The sequence below is a fragment of the Kitasatospora sp. NPDC054939 genome (genome assembly GCF_053610105.1).
In genome coordinates, this window is sequence record NZ_JBSGXP010000028.1 from 46,385 (window position 1) to 66,831 (window position 20,447).

Annotated in this window: 25 protein-coding genes; 13 read left to right on the forward strand and 12 right to left on the reverse strand. The window is 73.6% G+C overall.

The annotated features are described in order from the left end of the window. The first annotated feature begins 81 nt into the window (after window positions 1-81). Both ACWGB8_RS11250 and ACWGB8_RS11255 read left to right on the forward strand, forming a co-directional pair. Complete coding sequence (locus ACWGB8_RS11250) at window positions 82-585, forward strand: DinB family protein (RefSeq protein ID WP_452212468.1); 504 nt, start codon at window positions 82-84, stop codon at window positions 583-585. Window positions 586-697: 112 nt separating this feature from the next. Further along, a complete protein-coding gene (locus ACWGB8_RS11255) occupies window positions 698-1,450 on the forward strand; it encodes an aminoglycoside adenylyltransferase family protein (protein ID WP_452212470.1) in 753 nt (250 codons plus the stop codon). 74 nt (window positions 1,451-1,524) lie between these two features. On the opposite strand, the gene ACWGB8_RS11260 is transcribed toward ACWGB8_RS11255, so the two are convergent. From ACWGB8_RS11260 to ACWGB8_RS11275, 4 genes are all read right to left on the reverse strand, one after another. Then, window positions 1,525-1,758, reverse strand: a complete 234-nt coding sequence (locus tag ACWGB8_RS11260) for a hypothetical protein (protein ID WP_452212471.1) — start codon at window positions 1,756-1,758, stop codon at window positions 1,525-1,527. Window positions 1,759-1,847: 89 nt separating this feature from the next. Then, complete coding sequence (locus tag ACWGB8_RS11265; protein WP_452212472.1) at window positions 1,848-2,624, reverse strand: alpha/beta fold hydrolase; 777 nt, start codon at window positions 2,622-2,624, stop codon at window positions 1,848-1,850. Between the two features lie 225 nt (window positions 2,625-2,849). Further along, entirely contained in the window at window positions 2,850-3,488 is a 639-nt protein-coding gene (locus ACWGB8_RS11270; RefSeq protein WP_452212474.1) for a TetR/AcrR family transcriptional regulator, read from the reverse strand. Window positions 3,489-3,668: 180 nt separating this feature from the next. Continuing rightward, window positions 3,669-3,920, reverse strand: a complete 252-nt coding sequence (locus ACWGB8_RS11275) for a hypothetical protein (RefSeq protein ID WP_452212475.1) — start codon at window positions 3,918-3,920, stop codon at window positions 3,669-3,671. Between the two features lie 21 nt (window positions 3,921-3,941). Between ACWGB8_RS11275 and ACWGB8_RS11280 the strand changes: the two genes are divergently transcribed. Beyond that, window positions 3,942-4,103, forward strand: a complete 162-nt coding sequence (locus ACWGB8_RS11280; protein WP_452212476.1) for a hypothetical protein — start codon at window positions 3,942-3,944, stop codon at window positions 4,101-4,103. Between the two features lie 165 nt (window positions 4,104-4,268). Continuing rightward, the gene (locus tag ACWGB8_RS11285) at window positions 4,269-4,847 is read left to right on the forward strand and encodes a hypothetical protein (protein WP_452212477.1); all 579 of its coding nucleotides are present in this window, start codon (window positions 4,269-4,271) and stop codon (window positions 4,845-4,847) included. A gap of 118 nt (window positions 4,848-4,965) precedes the next feature. Here ACWGB8_RS11285 and ACWGB8_RS11290 read toward each other — a convergent pair whose 3' ends face one another. Continuing rightward, window positions 4,966-6,255: an MFS transporter gene (locus ACWGB8_RS11290; protein WP_452212479.1), complete on the reverse strand. Its 1,290-nt coding sequence runs from the start codon at window positions 6,253-6,255 to the stop codon at window positions 4,966-4,968. 210 nt (window positions 6,256-6,465) lie between these two features. Between ACWGB8_RS11290 and ACWGB8_RS11295 the strand changes: the two genes are divergently transcribed. The 5 genes from ACWGB8_RS11295 (at window position 6,466) to ACWGB8_RS11315 (ending at window position 10,118) form a co-directional block, all read left to right on the forward strand. Next, on the forward strand, window positions 6,466-6,834 hold the full coding sequence (locus ACWGB8_RS11295; protein WP_452212480.1) for a low affinity iron permease family protein: 369 nt from the start codon (window positions 6,466-6,468) through the stop codon (window positions 6,832-6,834). Window positions 6,835-7,351: 517 nt separating this feature from the next. Continuing rightward, window positions 7,352-8,200, forward strand: coding sequence for an acyl-CoA desaturase (locus ACWGB8_RS11300; RefSeq protein ID WP_452212481.1), 849 nt, complete (start codon window positions 7,352-7,354; stop codon window positions 8,198-8,200). 17 nt (window positions 8,201-8,217) lie between these two features. Next, the gene (locus ACWGB8_RS11305) at window positions 8,218-8,640 is read left to right on the forward strand and encodes an STAS domain-containing protein (RefSeq protein ID WP_452212483.1); all 423 of its coding nucleotides are present in this window, start codon (window positions 8,218-8,220) and stop codon (window positions 8,638-8,640) included. Between the two features lie 6 nt (window positions 8,641-8,646). Further along, window positions 8,647-9,342, forward strand: coding sequence for a GAF and ANTAR domain-containing protein (locus ACWGB8_RS11310; protein ID WP_452212484.1), 696 nt, complete (start codon window positions 8,647-8,649; stop codon window positions 9,340-9,342). Between the two features lie 38 nt (window positions 9,343-9,380). Then, complete coding sequence (locus tag ACWGB8_RS11315) at window positions 9,381-10,118, forward strand: GAF domain-containing protein (RefSeq protein ID WP_452212486.1); 738 nt, start codon at window positions 9,381-9,383, stop codon at window positions 10,116-10,118. Between the two features lie 54 nt (window positions 10,119-10,172). Here the strand turns inward: ACWGB8_RS11315 and ACWGB8_RS11320 are convergent, their stop codons facing one another. Together ACWGB8_RS11320 and ACWGB8_RS11325 are read right to left on the reverse strand one after the other, a co-directional pair. Next, window positions 10,173-11,000: a YhjD/YihY/BrkB family envelope integrity protein gene (locus ACWGB8_RS11320; RefSeq protein WP_452212506.1), complete on the reverse strand. Its 828-nt coding sequence runs from the start codon at window positions 10,998-11,000 to the stop codon at window positions 10,173-10,175. Between the two features lie 176 nt (window positions 11,001-11,176). Next, window positions 11,177-11,866: a helix-turn-helix domain-containing protein gene (locus ACWGB8_RS11325; protein WP_452212488.1), complete on the reverse strand. Its 690-nt coding sequence runs from the start codon at window positions 11,864-11,866 to the stop codon at window positions 11,177-11,179. A 365-nt stretch (window positions 11,867-12,231) separates the two neighbouring features. On the opposite strand from ACWGB8_RS11325, the gene ACWGB8_RS11330 reads away from it, so the two are divergent. Beyond that, window positions 12,232-13,428, forward strand: coding sequence for a serine hydrolase domain-containing protein (locus ACWGB8_RS11330; protein WP_452212507.1), 1,197 nt, complete (start codon window positions 12,232-12,234; stop codon window positions 13,426-13,428). A gap of 157 nt (window positions 13,429-13,585) precedes the next feature. On the opposite strand, the gene ACWGB8_RS11335 is transcribed toward ACWGB8_RS11330, so the two are convergent. Together ACWGB8_RS11335 and ACWGB8_RS11340 are read right to left on the reverse strand one after the other, a co-directional pair. Next, window positions 13,586-14,308 (reverse strand): hypothetical protein, encoded by a 723-nt coding sequence (locus ACWGB8_RS11335; RefSeq protein ID WP_452212489.1) that lies wholly within the window; start codon window positions 14,306-14,308, stop codon window positions 13,586-13,588. Window positions 14,309-14,564: 256 nt separating this feature from the next. Next, a complete protein-coding gene (locus ACWGB8_RS11340) occupies window positions 14,565-14,996 on the reverse strand; it encodes a hypothetical protein (protein WP_452212491.1) in 432 nt (143 codons plus the stop codon). Window positions 14,997-15,124: 128 nt separating this feature from the next. Here ACWGB8_RS11340 and ACWGB8_RS11345 point away from each other — a divergent pair, with 128 nt between their 5' ends. Further along, window positions 15,125-15,325, forward strand: coding sequence for a hypothetical protein (locus ACWGB8_RS11345; RefSeq protein WP_452212493.1), 201 nt, complete (start codon window positions 15,125-15,127; stop codon window positions 15,323-15,325). A 244-nt stretch (window positions 15,326-15,569) separates the two neighbouring features. On the opposite strand, the gene ACWGB8_RS11350 is transcribed toward ACWGB8_RS11345, so the two are convergent. Continuing rightward, on the reverse strand, window positions 15,570-15,869 hold the full coding sequence (locus tag ACWGB8_RS11350; RefSeq protein WP_452212495.1) for a DUF4193 domain-containing protein: 300 nt from the start codon (window positions 15,867-15,869) through the stop codon (window positions 15,570-15,572). A gap of 433 nt (window positions 15,870-16,302) precedes the next feature. On the opposite strand from ACWGB8_RS11350, the gene ACWGB8_RS11355 reads away from it, so the two are divergent. Then, entirely contained in the window at window positions 16,303-16,764 is a 462-nt protein-coding gene (locus ACWGB8_RS11355) for an SRPBCC family protein (protein ID WP_452212496.1), read from the forward strand. 121 nt (window positions 16,765-16,885) lie between these two features. On the opposite strand, the gene ACWGB8_RS11360 is transcribed toward ACWGB8_RS11355, so the two are convergent. Continuing rightward, a complete protein-coding gene (locus ACWGB8_RS11360) occupies window positions 16,886-17,662 on the reverse strand; it encodes a MerR family transcriptional regulator (RefSeq protein ID WP_452212498.1) in 777 nt (258 codons plus the stop codon). After that, the gene (locus tag ACWGB8_RS11365; protein ID WP_452212500.1) at window positions 17,659-18,762 is read right to left on the reverse strand and encodes a serine hydrolase domain-containing protein; all 1,104 of its coding nucleotides are present in this window, start codon (window positions 18,760-18,762) and stop codon (window positions 17,659-17,661) included. The genes ACWGB8_RS11360 and ACWGB8_RS11365 overlap by 4 nt, the downstream gene beginning before the upstream one ends. Window positions 18,763-19,194: 432 nt before the next feature. On the opposite strand from ACWGB8_RS11365, the gene ACWGB8_RS11370 reads away from it, so the two are divergent. Further along, on the forward strand, window positions 19,195-20,409 hold the full coding sequence (locus ACWGB8_RS11370) for a saccharopine dehydrogenase family protein (protein ID WP_452212502.1): 1,215 nt from the start codon (window positions 19,195-19,197) through the stop codon (window positions 20,407-20,409). The last annotated feature ends 38 nt before the right edge of the window (window positions 20,410-20,447 follow it).

The following is a 20,447-nucleotide window of genomic DNA, read 5'->3' on the forward strand; positions in this document are numbered from 1 at the left end:
CCGGTTGCCTCGGGCGCGGGTCCGCCGTCCACTGCCCGGACGGGGTGGCACCCGGCACCGGCCTGCTGCCATGATCACCCGATGATTGATGACAAGCGCGTACACCCGTCCAAGGTGGCCGGTGACCGTGCGTCGCTGACCACGTTCCTCGACTACCAGCGCGCGACCCTCGCCATGAAGTGCCAGGGGCTCACCGGCGAACAGCTGAAGCAGCAGGCCGTACCGACCTCGGGCCTGACCCTGCTCGGCCTCGTCCGGCATGCGGCCGAGGTCGAGCAGGGCTGGTTCCGGTGGGTCCTGAACGGCGAGGACTGCCGGCCCCTCTGGCCCCGGACCAACGGTGAGCCCGCCGAGTTCCAGGTGGCCGACGCCGACGTGGACGAGGCGTTCGCGTTCTGGCACGCGGCGTGCGAGAACTCCCGCGCCGCCGCCGACGCCTTCGCGTCCCTCGACGACACGGTCGACTTCCGCGGCGAAGTCGTCTCGCTCCGCTACGTCCTCACCCACATGATCGAGGAGTACGCGCGCCACAACGGCCACGCCGACCTGCTCCGCGAGGCGATCGACGGCGAGGTCGGCGAGTAGGACGTCGGCCGGCCAGGCCCGGCGGGCCGCGCTCGCCCCGGGGTCGGGAGAAGGTTCCGCCAACGGCCGTCCCTGGGCGCGGGGATGTCCGACACTGGGGTGATGCATCAGCTTGAGCAGAACCGTCGACCTCCTCCGCGGAGTCGTCGGGCCGGAGCTCTTGGGGGCGTACCTCCACGGGTCCGCCGTGCTCGGAGGCCTCGCCCCGACCAGCGATCTGGACGTCCTGGCCGTCACGGGGCGCAGCCTCGACGAACACGAGCGGCGGGCGCTCGTCGCGGGCCTGTTGGAGATCTCCGGTCTCACGGCCACCGTCCGGCCGGTCGAACTCACCGTCGTCGTGCGGTCCGAGGTCCACCCCTGGCGCTTTCCGCCGATCGGGGACTTCCTCTACGGCGAGTGGCTGCGCGACGACCTCCGGGCGGGCGAGCCGCCGCGGCCCGGCCCGATGCCGGACCTCGCCGTAACCCTCACGGCGGTCCTGGCCGGTGACCACCCGCTCGTCGGACCGCCGCCCGGCGCACTCCTGGACCCGGTGCCGCACGCCGACCTCGTCCGGGCGAGCGCCGATGCGGTTCCGGAACTCCTGGCCGACCTGGAGGGTGACACCCGCAACGTCCTGCTGACCCTGGCCCGCGTCTGGACCACCCTCGCCACGGGCGGGATCACGACCAAGGACGCCGCCGCCGACTGGGCCCTGGCCCGGCTGCCCCCGGAACACCGCCCCGTCCTGGAGCACGCCCGGAACCTCTACCTCACCTGTCACTATCAGGACGAGGTCTGGAGCGAGGAGTTGAGGTGTCGGGTGCGCCCGCACGTGGACGCCGTGCTCTCCCGCATCGACCACCTGCGCCGGAAGGCCTGAACCGCTCCCGGGACCCACGCCTCCCACCGGCCGCGGGGCCGCGGCCTGGGCGGATCGGGCTTGGGCCGGTCGGGTCAGTCGGGCCCCGGGCCGGTGAGTGGGGAGTCGGCGACGACCCGGGTGGTGACCTCCTCGCAGTCGGGGATCACCCACGCGTGTTCCAGCGGTTCGCCCGGGTCCCGGCCGCTGACGAGTTGCAGGAAGTACGACTCGATGCCGATGTCGAGCACCAGATGGTGCCGATCCGGCAGGGCGTCCTCCTCCAGGACGTCGCCGACGCTGTAGTGGGGTGCGGCAGTGGTGCTCATCTCTCCATCGTCGCGCGCCCGGCCCGCCGCCGCCCGGTGCGGACGCTGTGCCCGCCCCGGGGCGGAGTGCGGCGGCAGCGGCCCTCGGCTCAGGACTCGGTGAGGAACGCGCGGACGGTCCGTACGAACGCCTCGGGCTCCTCGGCGATCACGACGTGGCCGGTGTCGAACTCGGCGTACCGGCTGCCGGCGAGAGCGGCGTGCAGCCGGCGGGTGCTGTCGACGGGGATGGTGGCGTCCTGGGCGCAGCCGATCACGAGGGCGGGGGCCTCGACCCGGGGAAGCAGGTCGGTGATGTCGAGGTGCAGGTTGAGGTCGATGTGCCGCAGGGTGCCGGGCAGCGGCTGCATGAAGGCGGCATTGGCCTCGACGGCCTCGTGGCCGATCCGGTTGAGGAAGCCGCGGCTGAAGGCGGTGATGGTGGCGTAGCGGGCGAACGCGGCCGGGTTGTCGGCGATGGAGTGCCAGACGGTCATCATGTTGCGCAGGTACTCGTCGTCCGCGTTGACCCAGCCGGCGGTGGCGACCAGGCGGCGTGCCAGGTCGGGGCGCCGGGCGGCAGCGGCGGTGGCGACGACGGCGCCGAGGGAGAAGCCGACCAGGTGGGCGCGGCCGACTCCGGCGTCCTCGATCACGGCGTTGACCTGGTCGGCGAGGGTCTCGATGGTGAGCCGGCCGCCGTCGTCCTCGGCGGCGGTGCTGCCGGAGAGGTCGGGGAGGATCACCGTCCACCGGTCGGTGAAGCCGTCGAGCAGGGCGTCCCACATGGCGGAGCCGGGGCCGGTGCCGTGGACGAGGACCAGGGCGGGGCCGCTGCCGAGGACGCGGTACGGGATGCGGGCGGTGCCGACGACTGCGGTGGGCATGGCGGTGGAGTCCTTTGTGCGGTGGGTGGCCGGCGGGTGCCGGTCGGGGCGGTGGCCCCTGACGTAAAAGTAAACTACACCGTGCAGGTTATGCATTCAACTGCACGGTGCAGTGTACTTTTGGCGCCTGCCGAAGGCCCGTGTCTGCCACTCCCCCGGCTGCCACTCCCCCGGCTTCCGAGCCGCCGCGAGCCCCGCAGCACGGCCCGCGGCGGCGGCGCCGCGTCAGCCGTACAGCCGCAGGAACGCCCGCACCCCGGCCGTGATGCCGTCCAACAACTCCTGCTCGGGGATCGGGATCGCCCCGAAGAAGGTGCGGTCCGCCGCACCGCTGAAGGTCAACAGGGTGAAGTGGGTCGCAGCCAGGGCGGTGTCGTCGAAGTGCAGCAGGCCCTGGTCGGCGAGCCGGTCGAAGTGACCCGCGATGTCGCGCTGGGAGGCGGCAGGGCCGGCATCCAGCCAGGCGTCGAGCACGTCGCGGGGAATGTTGCCGGCCTCGGCGCGGATGGTCCGGCCGAGCGCGTAGTGCTCGCCGGCGTCGATGACGGCCTTGGCCCGGTCGACGGCGAAGGCCGTGAGGTCGGCCTCCAGGTCGACGATCTTGTGCAGGTGGCGGTCGGCGAGCTGCGCGATCACCTCGGTCAGCTCACCGGCCGTCTCCAGAGCGACGGAGAGGAAGAGCTTCTCCTTGTCACCGAAGTGGTTGTAAACGGTGCGCTTCGACACCCCGGCCTCGGCGGCGATGGCATCGACGCTGGCCCGTGTGTAGCCCTCGCGGCCGAATACCGTACTGGCGGCCCGGGTGATGGCCCGGCGCTTCTCCGGCATCCGACGGGACCCGGGGGTGGTGGTCAGGGGTGTCACGCTGCTCCTCGGGGACGGGTCGACGCGGGTGCACTGCCCGGTGCAGTTTACGTCCGCCCCGGGGCCGCGGTGCGCGTGCGCGCCCGGTCACGTTCCTGATGGATGAGCGGCCGGGCGCGGCAGGCGCACCAGCGCCCCGACCCCGTCGCCGAGCGGGCGGCAGGCACACCCGCCCGGCGGTCAGATGGACGTGGCGAGTGCCACGTGGCGCCATCGGTCGAGTTCGCGCCGCACCAGGTCCAGCTTCGCCTCGACGCGCTCGACGGCGTCTGCGCCCAGTTGGAGGCGCAGCGGAGGATCGGCGGTCTCGGTGACGTCGACGATGGCTCTGGCGGCCTTCACCGGGTCGCCCGGCTGGTGGCCGTCGTAATCGAGCTGGCCCGCCAGGGTCCGGGCGATGAACACGAGCGGCTTGAGCTGCTGCGCCGTCATCAGGGCCACGTGGAGGCGCAGATGCGGGAGCTTCAGGGGGTTCTGGACGTGATGCGGCACAAGGTGCGGATCTACGAGGAGCATGTCGCCCGCGGCGAAGCCGACCGGCTCTGGAACCCGTCGCACCCGGAGCGCGGGCAGGATTCGGAACTCCCGGGCTCGGCCGACCAGGAGAGCACCTGACCGACCCGGTGGGCTCGACCCCACACCCGTCAAGGCCGGTGGGGCGGCAGGGCACACGCGTCACCGGTGCCGGAAGGGCCCGGGGGCCACGACCCACCTCCTGCGGTCGGCGTCCCGGTCCCGGGCTACGCTGCGATGTACCGGCCGACGCACCAGGGGGACACCGTGAGCCGACGACCGCTGCTGTTCCTGGACGTCGACGGTCCGCTGAACCCCTACGCGGCGCTGTCCGGCAGGTGTCCCGAGGACTACGTCACGGTCCACCTGCCGGACGAAGCGCGCCGGCCCTCCGCGGTCGGTAGCGCCCGGCCCTACCCCCGGTCCTATGTACGACCGGCGACGTTGTGGCTCAAGCCCCGCCATGGCGAGGCGCTGCTGGCCCTCGGGTTCGAGCTGTGCTGGGCCAGTGCCTGGATGGGCGACGCGAACCGGTGGATCGGCCCCGTCCTCGGCCTCCCGCCGCTGCCGTTCGTCGACTTCGGCGACGCCCTGATGCGCGAGCGTCCGGACGGAGTCCACTGGAAGTCCGCGCCGCTCGTCGCCCACGCCGGCGGCAGGCCCTTCGTCTGGGTGGACGACGAGCAGTCCGATGCGGACGGCATACACATCAGCACCACCCACCCCGGCCGGTCCGTGCTCCACCACGTCAACCCGCGCATCGGCCTTCAGGACGAGGACTTCACGGCTCTTGCCGGGTTCGTCGCCTCGCTCGACAGCTCCGCCCGCTCTGCTCGTACCGGGTGAGAACCGCGGATGCCGTGACGGCCGCGGGGCCGGACAGGCCGGTGGCTCGCATCCGGGTGTCCGTCGACGGGCCGACCGTGCGATCGGGGGGGGGGGCGGGCTCCCGTTCCCGCCCTGGCTAGGCGGTGCCGGGAAGCGGTGCCCCGTCGGGCCGGCCGTCCGTGGCGTCGGCCGTGTCGTGGTTCGGGCGGCGGGTGCGTTCCGCCCATGCGGCCACCGGCGGGCCCGCCGCTCCCAGTGCCGCGAAGAACACACCGAGCAGCAGCCAGCCGGCGTGTCCGAGTCCGAGGACCGCCGTCGTGAGGACCACCGGGGCCAGGGCCTGCCCGGCGTCGAAGCCGACGCCGAAGAAGCCCTGGTACTGCCCCTGGGCGTGGTCGGGTGCGAGTCCGAAGCCGAGCGCGAAGCCGCCCGAGGACTCCCAGACCTCGCCGAGGCTGTGCAGGACGACGGCGAGGACGGCGAGCCCCGGCGCGACCCAGGCCGGCACGTCCGCGGTCAGGGCCATCAGGGGGCAGCTGACCAGGAAGAGCAGCCCCGCGAGGCGGAACGCCCGGCCGCCCTGGCGCGGTGTCTCCACCCGGGAGCCGAACCTGCTCTGGAGCAGCACGCAGACTCCGCTGTTGACCGCGTAGACCGCCGCCACGGTCCAGCGGGGCGCGTCGGTGTGAGCGGAGAGCCAGATCGGCAGCAGCAGCGAGACGGTCTGGTACTGCAGGCCCATCGCGCCGTAGAGCGCGACGAAGGACACGTACGGCCGGTCGGACAGGACGGCCCAGCGGTGGTGCTCCGCGGGCCGGGGCAGGGGCCGGTAGTCGGGGACGCCGCCGAGGGCGATGAGGCCGGCGCAGGCGAAGCTGGCCGCGTTGGCGAGGATGAGGACCGTGTAGGCCGCGCGGGTGTCGACCGAGACGGCGACGGCGGCGCCGAGCGTGCCCAGGACCACACCGAGGTTGACGAAGGTGCGGAGTTTCGCCCGGAAGGCGGCCGGGCGTTCACCGCCGGCCCGGGCGATGAGCGCACCGCCGGCGGCGTTACCCGCCGTTGCTCCCAGCCGGTCCAGGGTGGCGATGAGCGTGAACGTGACCCAGTCGTGGATGAGGACGAAGGCGGCCATCGTGGCGGCCTGCATCGCGAGGGCCACCAGCCAGACCGTGCGCGGCCCGTACCGGTCGGCCAGGTTCCCGGCCGGAATTCCGGCGAGCAGCCCGACCAGCCCGGCGATCGTGAGGCCGACGCCCACCTGCGCCGCGGGCAGGTGCACCACCAGGGTGAAGTAGAGGACCGCGGCGGTGTTGAACAGCCCGTTGCCCACCCGGCTGACGAAGCTGGCGACGATGAGCGCGCGCTGAGGGCCCTTCGGCGCCGTCATGGTGGATATCCGAAGGCCGTCACTCGCCCCGATCATGCCAAGCAGGCTAGCAGCGGCCCCGCGGGCACCCGTCACACGCCCGGCGCCGGCCCTTCCACCCGTCAGCTCGCCGTCCGGCACGAGGCAGAGTCGGACGTGGCCAGTGCCGCCGGAAGCCCGCGGTCCTGCCGGCGTCGGAAGGGGGCGCCCCCTGTGTCTGCTGGACGTGGAGATGCGGTCCCGGGGTTTCTGGGGTACCCAGAAACCATGACCCTGGAGCATCCGTCCGAGCGGGGCAGCAAGGGGCGGGGCCCGTTCGAGAGCCTCGCGGAGCGGGCCTCGAACCTCACCAGCTCGCCGCTCTTCTTCACGTTCTGTCTGCTCCTCGTCGGCGCATTCATCGCCGTGCACGCGGCGGGCCTGCCGGTGAGCTGGCAGCTCCTGGCCGGGGATGCCATGGTGTCGGTGACCCTGTTGCTTCTGGCCCTACTCAAGAACGCCGAACGGCGGGCCGATCGCGCCATCCAGCGCAAACTCGACGCCATTGCGCGGGCGCTGCTGGACGAGCACATCCGTGCCACGGGCGAGGGATCCGAGTCTCTGGAGAAGGTCATCGGGATGGAGGAGGGCTCCTGAGGGCGAGCCGAGTGCCCCGTGGGTCCGGAATGCCGTTGCCGGGGGCCGATCCGCCCCCGTCCTGCTGGAGCGGGAGCAAGGTCGACGGCGGCCAGGGGCCGGGCAGGTGGCGATGGACCGGCCCAGGTCGGCCGAAGGCTCCGCTGCCTGCGCGACGGGGCCCGGGGCACCGACGTCCGCACGGGTGCGGGAGAGCAGACGGGTCGACTTCTTGGCGAGGGGCACCTGCGGGCGTACCGTAGAAGCAGGCCCGAACGAACGCCTGCGCCCTCCCGGGGCGCGGGAGTCCGCGGGCCCGATGTGCTGCCCCAGACCCCGGCCGCGTCGCACCGACGGCGAAGGAGCCGGGATGGCCACCACAGCCCACCGCCCCCCATCACTCTCCGGTGGCGGCATCCGCACGTCCGGGGGCAGCACCGTCCAGGAGCCCTATGACGGGGTCTCGCCGTTCCCGCGTGACGAATCCGCTGGTCGGCATTGCGTTCCCCGGTGGCAACTGGCCGTCACCGCGGTCGTGGTGGCATTTCCCTTCCTCGCTCTCGCGGCCGCGCTCGGGTTGCTGTGGGGCAGCCTCGTCGGCCCCACCGATGCGATCCTCGCCATCGTGCTGTACTGCGTCACGGGGCTGGGCGTGACGGTGGGCTTCCACCGCGGCCTCACCCACGGCAGCTTCACCCCGAACCGGCCGGTGAAGATCGCCATGGCCGTCGCCGGGTCGATGAGCTTCCAGGGCCCCGTGATCGGCTGGGTCGCCACCCATCGCCGCCACCACGCCTTCACCGACCGCCCCGGAGACCCGCATTCCCCCTTCCGCTTCGGCACCAGCCTCACCGCGGAACTCCGGGGTCTCGTCCACGCCCACGTCGGCTGGCTGTTCACCTCCGACATCACCCCACCCGCCCGCTACGCACCCGACCTGCTCGCCGACCCGGACCTGCGGGCCGTGTCCCGGGCCTTCCCCTGGCTGTGCGCCCTCTCCCTCGCGCTGCCCCTCGGGCTCGGCTGGGCCATCAGCGGGAGCTGGCACGGCGCCCTCACCGCCCTCGTGTGGGCCGGGCTCGTCCGGGTCGCCCTGCTGCAGCACGTGACGTGGAGCGTCAACTCGCTGTGCCACATGATCGGCCGGCGTCCCTTCCGCACCCGCCGCCACGACCGGGCGACCAACCTGTGGCCCCTCGCCCTGCTCTCCTTCGGAGAGAGCTGGCACAACTTCCACCACGCCGATCCCACCTGCGCCCGCCACGGCGTCGACCGCGGGCAGATCGACCCCACGGCCGCCGTCATCCGCCTGTTCGAACGATTCGGGTGGGTACGCAACGTCCGCTGGCCCGTTCCCGGCCGCCTCGACACCCGTCGGCAGTCCTGATCACCTGGAGCCACACCATGCCCACCCCCGCTCCGGCCCTGATCGTCACCGCCCTGCCTTCCGTACCCGCCCTGCTCGTCACCGTCCTGCCTTCCGTACCCGCCCGGCACGCCACCATCCACGTGGCCGGGGAGATGGACCTCGACTCCGTGGCACCACTGCGCCAGGCGCTCCGGCACTGCCTGCAGACGGGCATCCGCACCATCGACATCGACGCCAGGGGCGTCACCTTCTGCGACGTCTCCGGCCTCAACCTGCTACTGGCCGCAGCAAACCGGACGGCCTCGGCCGGGGGCGCGCTGACGGTTCGGTGCCCTTCCCCGTCGGTGGCCCGCCTCCTGGAGCTCACCGCCACCACCGCCTACCTGATCCCGGCGCCGGGCCCGCCCCCCGGCGCGGCCGGCCGGGCGCTGAGCTCCGCGGCCGGATACACGTCATGAATCGCCATGATCAGCGACCTGACGGCCCGAATCCTGCCCCGGCTCCGGAGACGAGCGGGCGGCCTGGAGCTCGACGCACTCCGCGAGGCGGGGCGGCGCGCGCTGGGCGTGGACGCGCTCGCCGTCTCGCTCCTGACCGACGGCGGCCGGCGTGAACTCGTGTGGTGCTCCGGTGCGCTGGGACGCCGCTTCGAGGACCTCGAATACGTGCTCGGCGAGGGCCCGAGCGGCGAGGCCGCCACCCGTGGCCGGCCCGTCCTGGTACCCGACCTGACCCGGATCCGCCCCGGGCGCTGGCCGGTGCTGGCCGCCGAGTCGGCGCAGCTCCCCGTCCTGGCGGTCTTCTGCTTCCCTCTCGGCGTCGGTGCCATCCGCCTCGGCACCCTCACCGCGGTGCGCCGCACCTGCGGACCGCTCACCGGGGCCCAGGCCGACGACGCGATCGTCCTCGCCTCGGCGATCACCTCGCTCTGTCTGGCAGTCCCGGCCTCCGGGGCCGCGGCGCCCCCGGAGGAGGACCCGTCGGACCTCCTGCGGGCCGTCGTCCACCAGGCGACGGGAATGCTCAGCGTCCAGCTCGGCGTCCCGCTGCAGGAGGCCCTGGCCAGGCTCCGCGCCCACGCCTACGTATCCGGTCGGCCCGTGGGCGACATCTCCCGCGACATCGTCGACCGCCGCCTCCGCCTGGGCGACAATGAGTGACAGACGTAGTTGCGGGACGCGGAGAGGGATTGGTTGTCGTGGCTCACGTCAAACGACTGACCGAGGTGTTCGTGGAGGTCGCCAACTCACTGACCGGCGATTTCGGCGTCATCGAATTCCTGCAGCAATTGTGTGAGCGCTGCGTGGAACTCCTCGACGTGACGGCGGCGGGAATCCTGCTCACGGACCAGCGGGGCAGGCTCCTCACCATCGCCGCCTCCGACGAGCGCACGCACATGCTGGAACTCTTCGCCCTCCAGCACGACCAGGGCCCCTGCGTGGACTGCTACCGTACCGGCACCGCGCGCGTCGGCATCGACCTCACCGATGTGCGCGTCGCGTCGGAATGGCTGGCCTTCGCGTCGCAGGCCCTGCAGGTCGGATTCGTGGCCGCCAACGCCATCCCGATGCACCTGCGCGGGCGGGTGATCGGGACCCTGGGCCTCTTTCAGAGCGCACCCGGGCGGCTGAGCGCCGACGACGTCATGCTCGCCCAGGCGCTCGCGGACGTCGCCACCGTCGCCATCCTCCAGCAGCGCACCCTCGACGACAGCGAACTCGAACGCGGCCAGCTCCAGTACGCGCTGACCAGCCGGATCGCCGTCGAACAGGCCAAAGGCATCCTCGCCGAACGCTGGCAACTCCCCCTCGACGACGCATTCGCCGCCTTCCGCGCCTACGCCCGGGCACACCAGCTCCGACTCGCGGACCTGGCCGGGAAGATCGCGCTCGGCGACTTCGACACCGACCGGATCCCCCACCGGGGCGCCGAGTAGAACACGCATCGCCCTTCCGCCGACGATGCCGCCCGGTCCCGCCCTGCCGAGCCCTCACTTCTGCCGCTTCAGCGGACCTGTCACGCGCGGGAGTTCCTCGTGGAGCAGGCGCCCCACCAGTGCGCCGCCGAAGACGACCATTCCCACACCGACCAGCCAGGACTGAATGACCAGAACGGTCCCGAACGGGCCGTAGGTGACCGTGTTGGAGGCGATCAGCGGTGAGAAGACGAACCGGGAGAAGAGCCGCAGGCCAAGCAATCCGACCATGGTCACCACGGCCCCCGGAAACAGGGCACGCCAGCGCACCCGGCCCCCGAGCAGCAGCCACTGCGACCACCAGAGGAACACGACCGCGCTCAGCACCGCCCCCAGGCCGCCGCCCGGGGACCGGCGCCAGAGCGTACTGGTGGCGGACAGGAAGAGGAACCCGATGAGGACGGCGAACCACAGCACGTGTCGCCATCGGGCCCACCAGCGGGCCGGCGCCAGATCCCAGACCCTCTCGTAGCCGCTCTGCACCGCGGCCCCGAACGACAGGCCGAACACCGCCAGGGCGGCGAGGCCGAAGGCCGTAGTCGTCCGGAACGCCTGGCCGGGCCGCCCGAAGAGCTGCTCGACCTCCTGCCTGGAAGCCGGCGACACGCCGAGCCCGTCCCCCAGCCACTGCGCGAACCCCCGCCCGCGGTCCGGATCGGCCGCGGACACCACGATCAGCAGCGGAACCAGAGTCAGGAACCCGAGCGCCGCGAAGCCCAGCGCCCGCTGGGACAGTTGCAGGTCACCGCCCAGCACCCAGACGTGCCCGACCTGCGACCGGCGCACCGCCCTGCGCAGCCGTCGAAACGGGGACGACCGGCCTCCAGCTCCGGGGGGCTCCATCGGCATACACGTTGACTACCACACTCGATACGCCGCCGGTGGAGGGCGCACCCCGGGAACCGAGCCGGGTCGATCCGACAGGGCCAGGCGACCGACGGTCCGAGAGGGGGAGCGCCCCGTCTCCGGCCGTCCACCGGCCGGCCTGGCGGTGGACCCGTTCCCCGGTCCGGCACCGTTCAGGGTTCGATGCGGCCGTCCTCGCTGATCCGGCCGATGCGGCGGCCGGTCACGCGGTCGGGCACGATCCGCAGCCAGAGGTCCCGCGGGCCGCCCGCCCACGGCTCCGACCCCGGTACCTCCTCGACCTCGCGGCGTTCGGACTCGTCCATGACCCGGTGTCCGGAGCCTTCCACCAGGACGCTCCAGCCGTTGTGCAGGCGGTCGTCGAACCGGTCGACCTGGAACGACACCGGCCGCCCCCAGGCACCGGCCACCGGGCTACCCGGTGCGGTGCGGACCACGACCGTACGGCGGTGGATGCGGAAGTTCACCGGCACCACGAGTGGCGCGCCGTCGCCCGACAGGGCGATCCTGCCGATCCCGTGCGTGCCGAGCAGGTCCCAGCACTCGTCCTCGGTCAGCCGCAGCAGCGCCGGATGCGGCCCCGCCTGGCCCGTTCCGGGCGCGGCGCCCGCGCCCGACAGCAGCTCTTCCGGTGCCACGTCCAGCGCCTTCGCCACGCGCAGCAGCGCCCCGGGGTCGAAGTCGGGGCCGGCGGCGAGCAGCTGTCGCAGGTAGGCGACTGAGAGCTCGGCGGCACGGGCGAGCTGTTCCTCGGACAGGCCGCGCCGGGTCCGGCCATCGAAGATCCGGGCGGCCACCTCGGCGGCCGTGCTCGACGAGTCCGGGACGTCCTCAACACCCACAGGGTCCTCCTCGTGCCCGGGGCCGGCCCCCGTCGACCGAGCCTAGCGCCGGCCCCGCCCGCCGGCGCGCCCGAACAACAGCTCCGACCCCCGATCCGGCACGCCACTGCGCCGACCGGCCCAGTGAGCGGGCGACGGCACCGGCGAGTCGTCCGTCGAGGTACCGTCGCGCGGCGGGCGCGGAGCGACCGTGCCTGCCGCCCCGTAGGGGTCGATCCGGACGACTTCCTGTTCCTGGCGGCGCCGTTGCTCAGGGACGGGCCGGGGCCTGCGCCCTCCTTCGCGACGATCCCGGGCAACCGCACGCACCCCAGGATGGGTTCGCCCGAACACGCCGATTCCCGTCACGGAGTACCCCGTTGAGCATCCGCATCCGCATCCGCACCCGCACCCGTACCGCCCCGGCCGCCGTCGCCGCCGCGCTTCTGCTCGCCCTCGCCGCCGGCCCGCTGGCCGCCGCGCCCGCCCGCGCCGCCGGCACGCCGCACGCGCAGGCCGCCGAGGCCCGGCCGTCGGGCTTGGACACCAGGGCGCTGCAGGAAGCCCTCGTCGGGCTGCCCGGCCCCGACGCGACGGCCGCCCTCGTCCGGGTGGGCGGCCACGACAGCTGGCAGGCGAGCGCGGGGGTGCACGATCTGGAGAGCGGCCGCAGGGCGTGGGAGGGAGCACGGTTCCGCGCCGGGTCCACCACCAAGGTCGTCACGTCCGCCATCGTGCTGCAACTCGCCGCCGAGGGGAGGGTCGACCTCGACGGCACCGTCCAGACGTACCTGCCGGGGCTGCTGACCGACGCCTTCGAGCCGATCACCGTACGGCACCTGCTCACGTTCACCAGCGGGCTGCAGCCCGGCGCCTCCCTCGGCCCGGAGAACGCCGAAGGATACGACAACCGCTTCGACACCCTGCGGCCCGAGGACGTCGTCGCCGCGTCCGCCGCCAAGGGCCCCTACCGCGGTCCCGACGAGGGCCCGGGCCGGAAGCAGCGGTACGCCAACATCGACTACACCGTCCTCGGCCTGCTGATCGAGAGGATCACCGGCGACACCTACGAACACCAGGCGCAGGTACGGATCCTGCGGCCGGCCGGCATGCACCACACCTCCTTCCCGGGCGCCGACCCGCGGATCCACGGGCCGCACAACCGCGGCTACCAGAGGCTGGCGAACGGCACCCTCGTCGACGCGACCGAGTGGAACATGTCCGACCGGTGGGCGGCCGGCGACATGATCTCGACCACCGCGGACCTCGAACGGTTCCTCGTCGCGCTGTTCAGGGGAGACCTCGTCCCCCAACCGCTCCTGGACCGCGAGATGTTCACCGTCCCGGACATCAAGGGCGCCGTCATGAGCGCGGGGCTGCAGCGCTTCGATGCCGGGAACGGTCGGATCCTTTGGCTCAAGACCGGAGCCCGGCCCGGCTACAGCACGCTGATCGCCGCGACCAGGGACCTCTCGCGCACCCTCGTCTACTCGGTCAACGCGACCGATGCCAAGGCCGCCGGCATGAACCCGGTCGGCGAGCGCATCGTCCGCGCCGCGTTCACTCCCGGCCCGCGCGCCTAGGATCCGGGTGCGGCCCCCGCTGCCCGGCAGTGACGCGGCGGGGACGGCGGGGACGGCGGGACGGCGGGACGGCGGGACGGCGGGACGGCGGGACGGCAAGGCGGAGGCGCCCCGGGCGACGCGACGCCGGCCCGCCCCACCCCCGTACGCTGGAACGCTATTTGCCTCGGACGGCCACTGCGACGCCGGCGGTCAGGAACAGCCAGCCGAGGACGGCGGCGGCCAGGGTGACGGCGATCGGCAGGTGCAGCGTCACGAGGGCCATGCAGCCGACGAGCGCGGGGGCGACGAAGACGACCAGGACGAAGCCGGCATAGCGGCCGACGAGGGCGGCGGGGGTCGCCGGCTCGCCCGGCCGTGCCCGGATCGCGCCGAAGACGATGAGTGCCGAACCCAGGCCGGCCAGAACGGCCACCTCGATGCAGGACCGCCAGGGCATTCCCGGCTCCCCGAAGTGGTACCCGTGGTAGGAGACCTCGGCCACCCTCCCCCGGAAGACCGTCAGTTCCACGTCCGAACCGACCGCCGCCTCGCTGTAGAGGTCCCGGTCGACCGTGAAGGTCTCCTTGGGGGCCGTCCCGCGGGCCACGGTCAGCGTGTAGACCGTGGAGTCGCCGCCGTTGCCGGCGTGCCTGTCCGTCACCTTGCCGGTCTCGCGCCGCACGCAGTCCGTGCCGGGCGCGTGCGCCGCCGTGGCGCACACCGGGGCGGTGCGGTAGGCGTTCACCGTGTCGTTCGCGTCGACGAACCAGACGAAGCCGAGAACGGTGCCGGCCAGCCCCGCCAGGAGGAACAGGCCCCGCCCCAGTGCGCTGCCGACCGGACCGTCGGCCGGCCGGAGCCGGCCGGGCGTCCCCGCGTCCCTGATCCGAGTGTTCATCGCAGCCCCCTCGATCGTGTCCACGGGCACCTCCCCGATGCCCATGGGGCGATGCTCCCAGCGAGGCGGTCGGCAGGGGAGCACCCCGCGCCTGTTGTAGCGAAGTTGTGGAGATCCGGCCCGGGGCTCCTCGGTCCGGTCGGAACGGGCGCTTCGTGGCCGAGGAGGAGGGGCAGAGCCGGCCGGAACCGGGTCGGCGGGCCGCCGCCGCCCGTTCACCGAGCGGGACGGGGCAGCGGCGGCCTACCGGCGGGGCCTACTCGTGGAACTCGAAGCGCCACGCCTGGTCGAGGTTCTCCGGCTCCAGCGGACGCAGCGCCGTCATCGGGGGGAAGATCCGGAGCAGGCTGAGGTCCACCACCAGTTCGACGCCGTCGATCGGGCCGCCGGGGACGACGACGTGGAACAGGAACGGCTCGGCGGACTGCCGGAGCTGCCACTCGGTGGGCTGGGAGGAGCCGCGGAGCATCTTGTTGATCTCGGGAACGCCGTCGAAGCTGAGGTACGTTCCGTGCCGCAGGTTCTTGACGGTGACGTAGCCGTTGGAGAGGCCCTCGACGTGCCACTCCTGCTCACCGGGCTGACCGGTCGGCGGCAGGACGACCGCAGGGGCCTTCTCGTCCTGGAGCGTCAGGTACTGCTCGCCGTGCTTGGCGATTCCGTAGGGGCCGTTGGGGATCGGTGCCATGGCCGGTGTCTCCTCGCGAGGGGAAATCGTCGGTGCGGCGCTCCGACCGGAGCGCACACACACGATCCTTGCCGTGAGACCGCACTATGCGCGACGGACTCGCCCGGCGGCCCCCCCGATCGAGTGACATGCAGCCGGGACAGGACGGGACGAACGACCCGGCCCAGGCCGCCGGGGTGCCGCGGCTGCCCCTGGTGGTGTGGAAAGCGGCGGCCGATGCGGCCGGGCAGGTGGGTGACCGCGCCCGGGAGGAGCACTACCGGGTGCTCGCCGTACGGGAGCGGCAGCGGATCGACGACGAGCTGTCCGGCGCGGGCTTCCCGGGCTGACGGGCGGGCAGTGGTTCGGCCGCTCGGGGCGCCCCGGAGGCCCGGGGCGCCCCGGCCGCGGTGCCTGCGTGCCGCGGCCCCTCGGTTCCCGGACGTCCGTGACACCGCGCCGACGGTGTTCACCGAGCCCGCGCAGGCGGTCAGCCCGGGGGCGTGCGGATCGGCGCGGGTCGAGCCGCAGCCCCGAACGGTGTCCGGCCGGTGCACGCGGTCACCGTTCGGGCGGCGGTCGCGACTGCGGCGCTCAGGACGCGCAGTCGCGGCAGATCGGTTGGCCGTTCCGGTCCTCCCCGGCGAGTTGGGCGCGGTGGTGGACCAGGAAGCAGGTCATGCAGGTGAACTCGTCCTCCTGCAGGGGCACGACCCGGACGGTGAGTTCCTCGCCCGACAGGTCGGCGCCCGGAAGCTCCAGCCCTTCGACGGCCTCGGGGTCGACGTCGACCGCGGAGGTCTTCTTGTCGTCGCGCTGGCTCTTCAGTTCCTCGATGCTGTCGTCGCCGCTGCCGTCACCGGTGTCCCGCGGGGCGTCGTAGTCGGTTGCCAAGGCGGTGCCTTCTCCTCACAGGGTCGATTCCGGCGGCTCGGCCGCGCCACCGACGGCCGGTGACGTGCCGGTCGGCACGCGAGGTGAAGGATCCGGCCCGTGCTGCACCACCGTCCCACCCGCCCGCCGTCCGACGCGCCCGTTGCCGGTGGGTGCGAGCGTAGGGCACGACCGACCGGACGGGCAGCACGCCGGGCCGAACCGAACGATCTCCCTCGGCCCTCCCCCGCCGGACCGGATGCCCGCACGTGCCGCGGCGTCCCGCCGTCCCGGGCGCGGCACCACCCGCCCCCGCCCTCGCTTGCCCCCGCCCCGAGCGGATCGGTGTGAGGGAGGCCACTTCGGGGCGTGTCACGTTCCCGGGCGTTGTGCGGTCGAACTTCCGGGTGCGGCGGGCGAGCCGCGCCCTGCCGACCAGGAGGAGGGAACCACCATGGAGACCCTGACCGTGCGACGCACCATCGCCGCGCCGATCGCGGAGGTGTTCGACTGGTGCGCCACGACGACCAACTACACCCGGTCCCCGCTGATCCTGAAGGCGCGGCTGGCGCGCCCGGGCGCCGGTGCGCCGTACGGCGTGGGCGCGGTCCGCGTGCACACCTGGGCGATCGGCTGGTTCCGTGAGCGGGTCACCGTCTACAACCCGCCGTACAGCTTCGACTACACCGTCGAACGCAGCGTTCCGTCCTCCCGCCACGAGCTCGGGCGCATGACGTTCACCGAAACCGCCGGGGGCACCGAGGTCGTGTGGACGACCACCTTCCAGGTCCGGCTCCCGTTCGGCGCGGCCCTCACCCGCGTCGTCGCCAAGCCCCTCATCGCCCACACCTTCGGCAGGATCCTCGAAGCCGCCGACAGGGCGCTCACCACCGGTCCGACCACTCGGGACAGGTGACGGCGGCTCCCGGCGGAGGAAGGCGCACCGCGGGCCGGAGCGACGCCCCCTCGCCCCCGGATGCGTACGACGGGCGGGCCCCGATCGCGAGCCGACCGGTGGTCACCGGCGGGGGATCGGGTCACCGGTGCGGCGCGGGGACGCCTGCCGCGCGGAGTCTGGCCTCGGTGAGCGCGGTCAGCCGGGCCGCGACGGGCGCCTGGTCCCCACGGTGGTCGTTGATCAGCCGGTACTGGGCCGAGGCCCTGGCCCAGGCCTGCAGGCTGGCGGGATCGCCGCGCAGCGCGGGGTTGGCGAGGTAGCGCTCCGCCATGGCGGTGGCGAGTTCGTCGACCCTCGGGTCGTCCGGGTCCCAGGTCTCCGCTTCCCGGCCGCGTTTGGCGAGGTCGACGTACTCGGGGTCGTCGAGCCCGTGCTCCAGCTGGGCCAGGAACCCGTCGAAGCCCTCGGGCACCATCGCCCGGGCCAGGACCAGGGCCTCGCGCTGGGCGGCGACGTGGTCGGGGCCGAAGCCGAGGGCGGTCATCCGGTCCAGGACCGCGCAGGCACGCTCGGGCAGCAGCGCCCGGTCGCCGTCGGCGAGCCGGTGGAGCGTGTCGCGGCGGGCGACCAGCTCGTCGATGCGCGCGGTGAGCTGCCGTTCGACGTCGGCGAGGGCTGCGCCGAACCCTGCGGCGTCGGCGCCGAGCACGGGCCCGATCTCGGCCAGCGGCACCCCCGCGGCGGCGAGCGTCCGCACCTGCACCAGGTGCAGGAGTTCGGCGGATCCGTACCGCCGGTAGCCGGAGCTGTCGCGCTCCGGCTCCGTGACCAGGCCGAGCTTGTGGTAGTGCCGCACCGTCTTCACCGTGACCCCGGCGAACGCCGCCGCCTGGCCGATCGTGACCCCGTTCCTCATCGGCCCAGCTTGCCGCAGAACACCGCGTCGACGAAACGCTCCTGGGCGGCCCGGAAGGCCGGTGCGATCGCCAGATCGGCGTCGTCCACCCAGGTCAGCCCGGCGGTCAGGGTCGTACGGCCGTCGGCCGTGCCGTACATGAGCGCCGCCGAGCCCATGGTGGCGCCGTTGTGATGGTAGACGGTGCCGGCGTCCGTCTCCTGTGCGAACAGCCCCAGGCCGTAGCCGGCCGTCGGCTCCGGGGTGCGCATCTCGGCCAGCAGTTCGGCGGGCAGGAGCCGGCCGCCCATCAGCGCGGCGAAGTACGTCTGGAGGTCCCGGGTGGTGGAGATCATGTCGCCGCCGGCTCCGACCCAGGACGGGTTCTGGCGGGTGATGTCCACCGTCCGCTGCTGCCCGGCGTCCTCGTAGCGGTAGTAGCCGTGGTGGTGCGGCTCCGGGATCTCCGGCGAGGCGCCCGGCGCGACGGTACCGGTCATCCCCAGCGGCCCCAGGACCAGCCGCTGCACCTCCTCGGCGAACGAACGGCCGGTGACCTCCTCGACCACCAGCCGGGCCAGCACGTAGTTGGTGTTGGCGTAGCCCCAGCCCGTCCCCGGCGCGAAGCGGGCCGGCTCGGACAGCGACAGCCGGACCAGCTCCTCGGGCGGGTAGGTGCGGAACCGGTCCTCCACCCACTGCTTGCCCCGCCAGCAGACCCCGGGCACGAACGTGCCGTCCGCGTCGAGCTCGCCGGTGTGGTTGAAGATCCCGCTGGTGTGCTGCAGCAGCATCCGCACCGTGATCCGCCCGTCGAGCCCGAACCCCGGCAGGTGGTCGGCGACCGGGTCGTCGAGCCCCGCCCGGCCCTCGGCCACCAGCATGAGCACCGTGGTCGCGACGAAGCTCTTGGTGGTGCTGCCGATCCGGAAGTGCCCGTCGGTCAGCGGCTCGGCGCTCCGGCCCAGTTCGGGGGCGCCGGCTCCGGCGGCCCAGGTGCCGTGCTCGTCGTTCACCCGGACCTGCACCCCGAGGAAGCCGGACGCGACCACCTCCTCGATCGCCTTCCGCAGCTCCGGACGGTCCTGCCGCTGGCTCTGAACGGTGGTGGTGGACCTCATGGTCGGCTCCTTCGCATCGCTGTGCCTGTCGGCGTCCTGCCGATGCGACGAGCCTCCACCCTGACCCAGGGTCAACCTCAACCGTGATCCGGCCCACACCCGCCGACGGCCGGTAGCGGCACGTTCCGCCCCGCACCTGGCCCGCCGTCCGCGACCGCATCCCGCCCTCTCCGGCGGTACGACACCTGCGGCACCCTGTCGGCAGCGGCCGACCGCCCGGCGCGCAGGCACGCGACTGCTTCGCCGTCGGTCACCGCTCGACGGGGGCATCGGCGCGGTGGGGTCCGTCTGCACGCGCCCGGCCGCCGCGGCGCGCACGGGGGCGGCGGAGGCGGGGCGCCCGACACGCGGGGCCCGGGGCCGGGGCCGTTGACAGTGCCACGACGGGCTCCTAGCGTGGCGCAGTCGATTACCCGCGAGTAGGGACTGTTGATGGCTGCGTCGCGCCCGTACGACCTCGTCCTGTTCGGTGCCACCGGCTTCACCGGCGGGCTCACCGCCGAGTACCTGGCCAGGGCCGCGCCCGAGGGCTGCCGCTGGGCCCTCGCCGGGCGGGACGAGCGCAGGCTCGCCGCCGTCCGGGCCCGGCTGGCGGAGATCGACCCGCGGTGCGCCGACCTCCCGCTGCTGGTCGCGGACGCCGCGGACCGCGAGGCGCTGCGCGACGTGGCCGCCTCGGCCCGCGTGGTGGTGTCCACGGTCGGCCCGTACCTGCGGTACGGCGAGCCTCTGGTGGCGGCCTGCGCGGAGAGCGGCACCGACTACGTGGACCTCACCGGCGAGCCGGAGTTCGTCGACCGGATGTACCTCCGGCACCACGAGCGGGCCGTGGCCACCGGCGCGCGGCTGGTGCACGCCTGCGGCTTCGACTCGGTGCCGCACGACCTCGGCGTGCTGTTCACCGTCGAGGAACTGCTGCGCCGCGGCGGCCCGGCCGAGCGGCTCTCGGTGGAAGGCTTCGTCCGCGCCGGCGGCACCTTCTCCGGCGGCACCTTCGCCTCGGCGATGACGGCCTTCTCCCGGCCGCGGGCGATGGCGCAGGCCGCCCGGGCGCGCCGTGCGGCCGAGCCCCGGCCGAAGGGGCGGCTGGTCCGCACCCCGCCCGGCCGGCCGCACCGGTCGCGGGCGGCCCGGGCCTGGGCGGTGCCGATGCCCACGATCGACCCGCAGGTGGTGTCCCGCTCGGCCGCCGCCCTGGACGCGTACGGCCCGGACTTCGCCTACGCGCACTACGCGGCGGTGCGGCGGCTGCCGATCGCCGTCGGCGGTGTCGCCGCGGTGGCGGGCCTCGCCCTCGCCGCCCAGCTTCCGGCGCTGCGCCGGGCGCTGGGGCGGCTGCGCAAGCCCGGTGACGGGCCGAGCGCGGAGCAGCGGGCGCGGTCCTGGTTCGCCGTCCGGTTCGCGGCCCGGACGGAGGACGGTCGGACGGTCCTCGCCGAGGTGTCCGGCGGCGATCCCGGCTACCAGGAGACCGCGACGATGCTGGCCGAGTCGGCGCTCTGCCTGGCGTACGACGACCTGCCGCCCGTGGCGGGGCAGCTGACCACGGCGGTGGCGATGGGCCGGCCGCTCATCGACCGGCTGATCGCCGCGGGCATCTCGTTCCGGGTGCTGGACACGCCGCCGACGTCCGCTCCCGGACGGTAGCGGCCGGCCACGCGGGTGCAACGCCGAAGGGCCCGCAC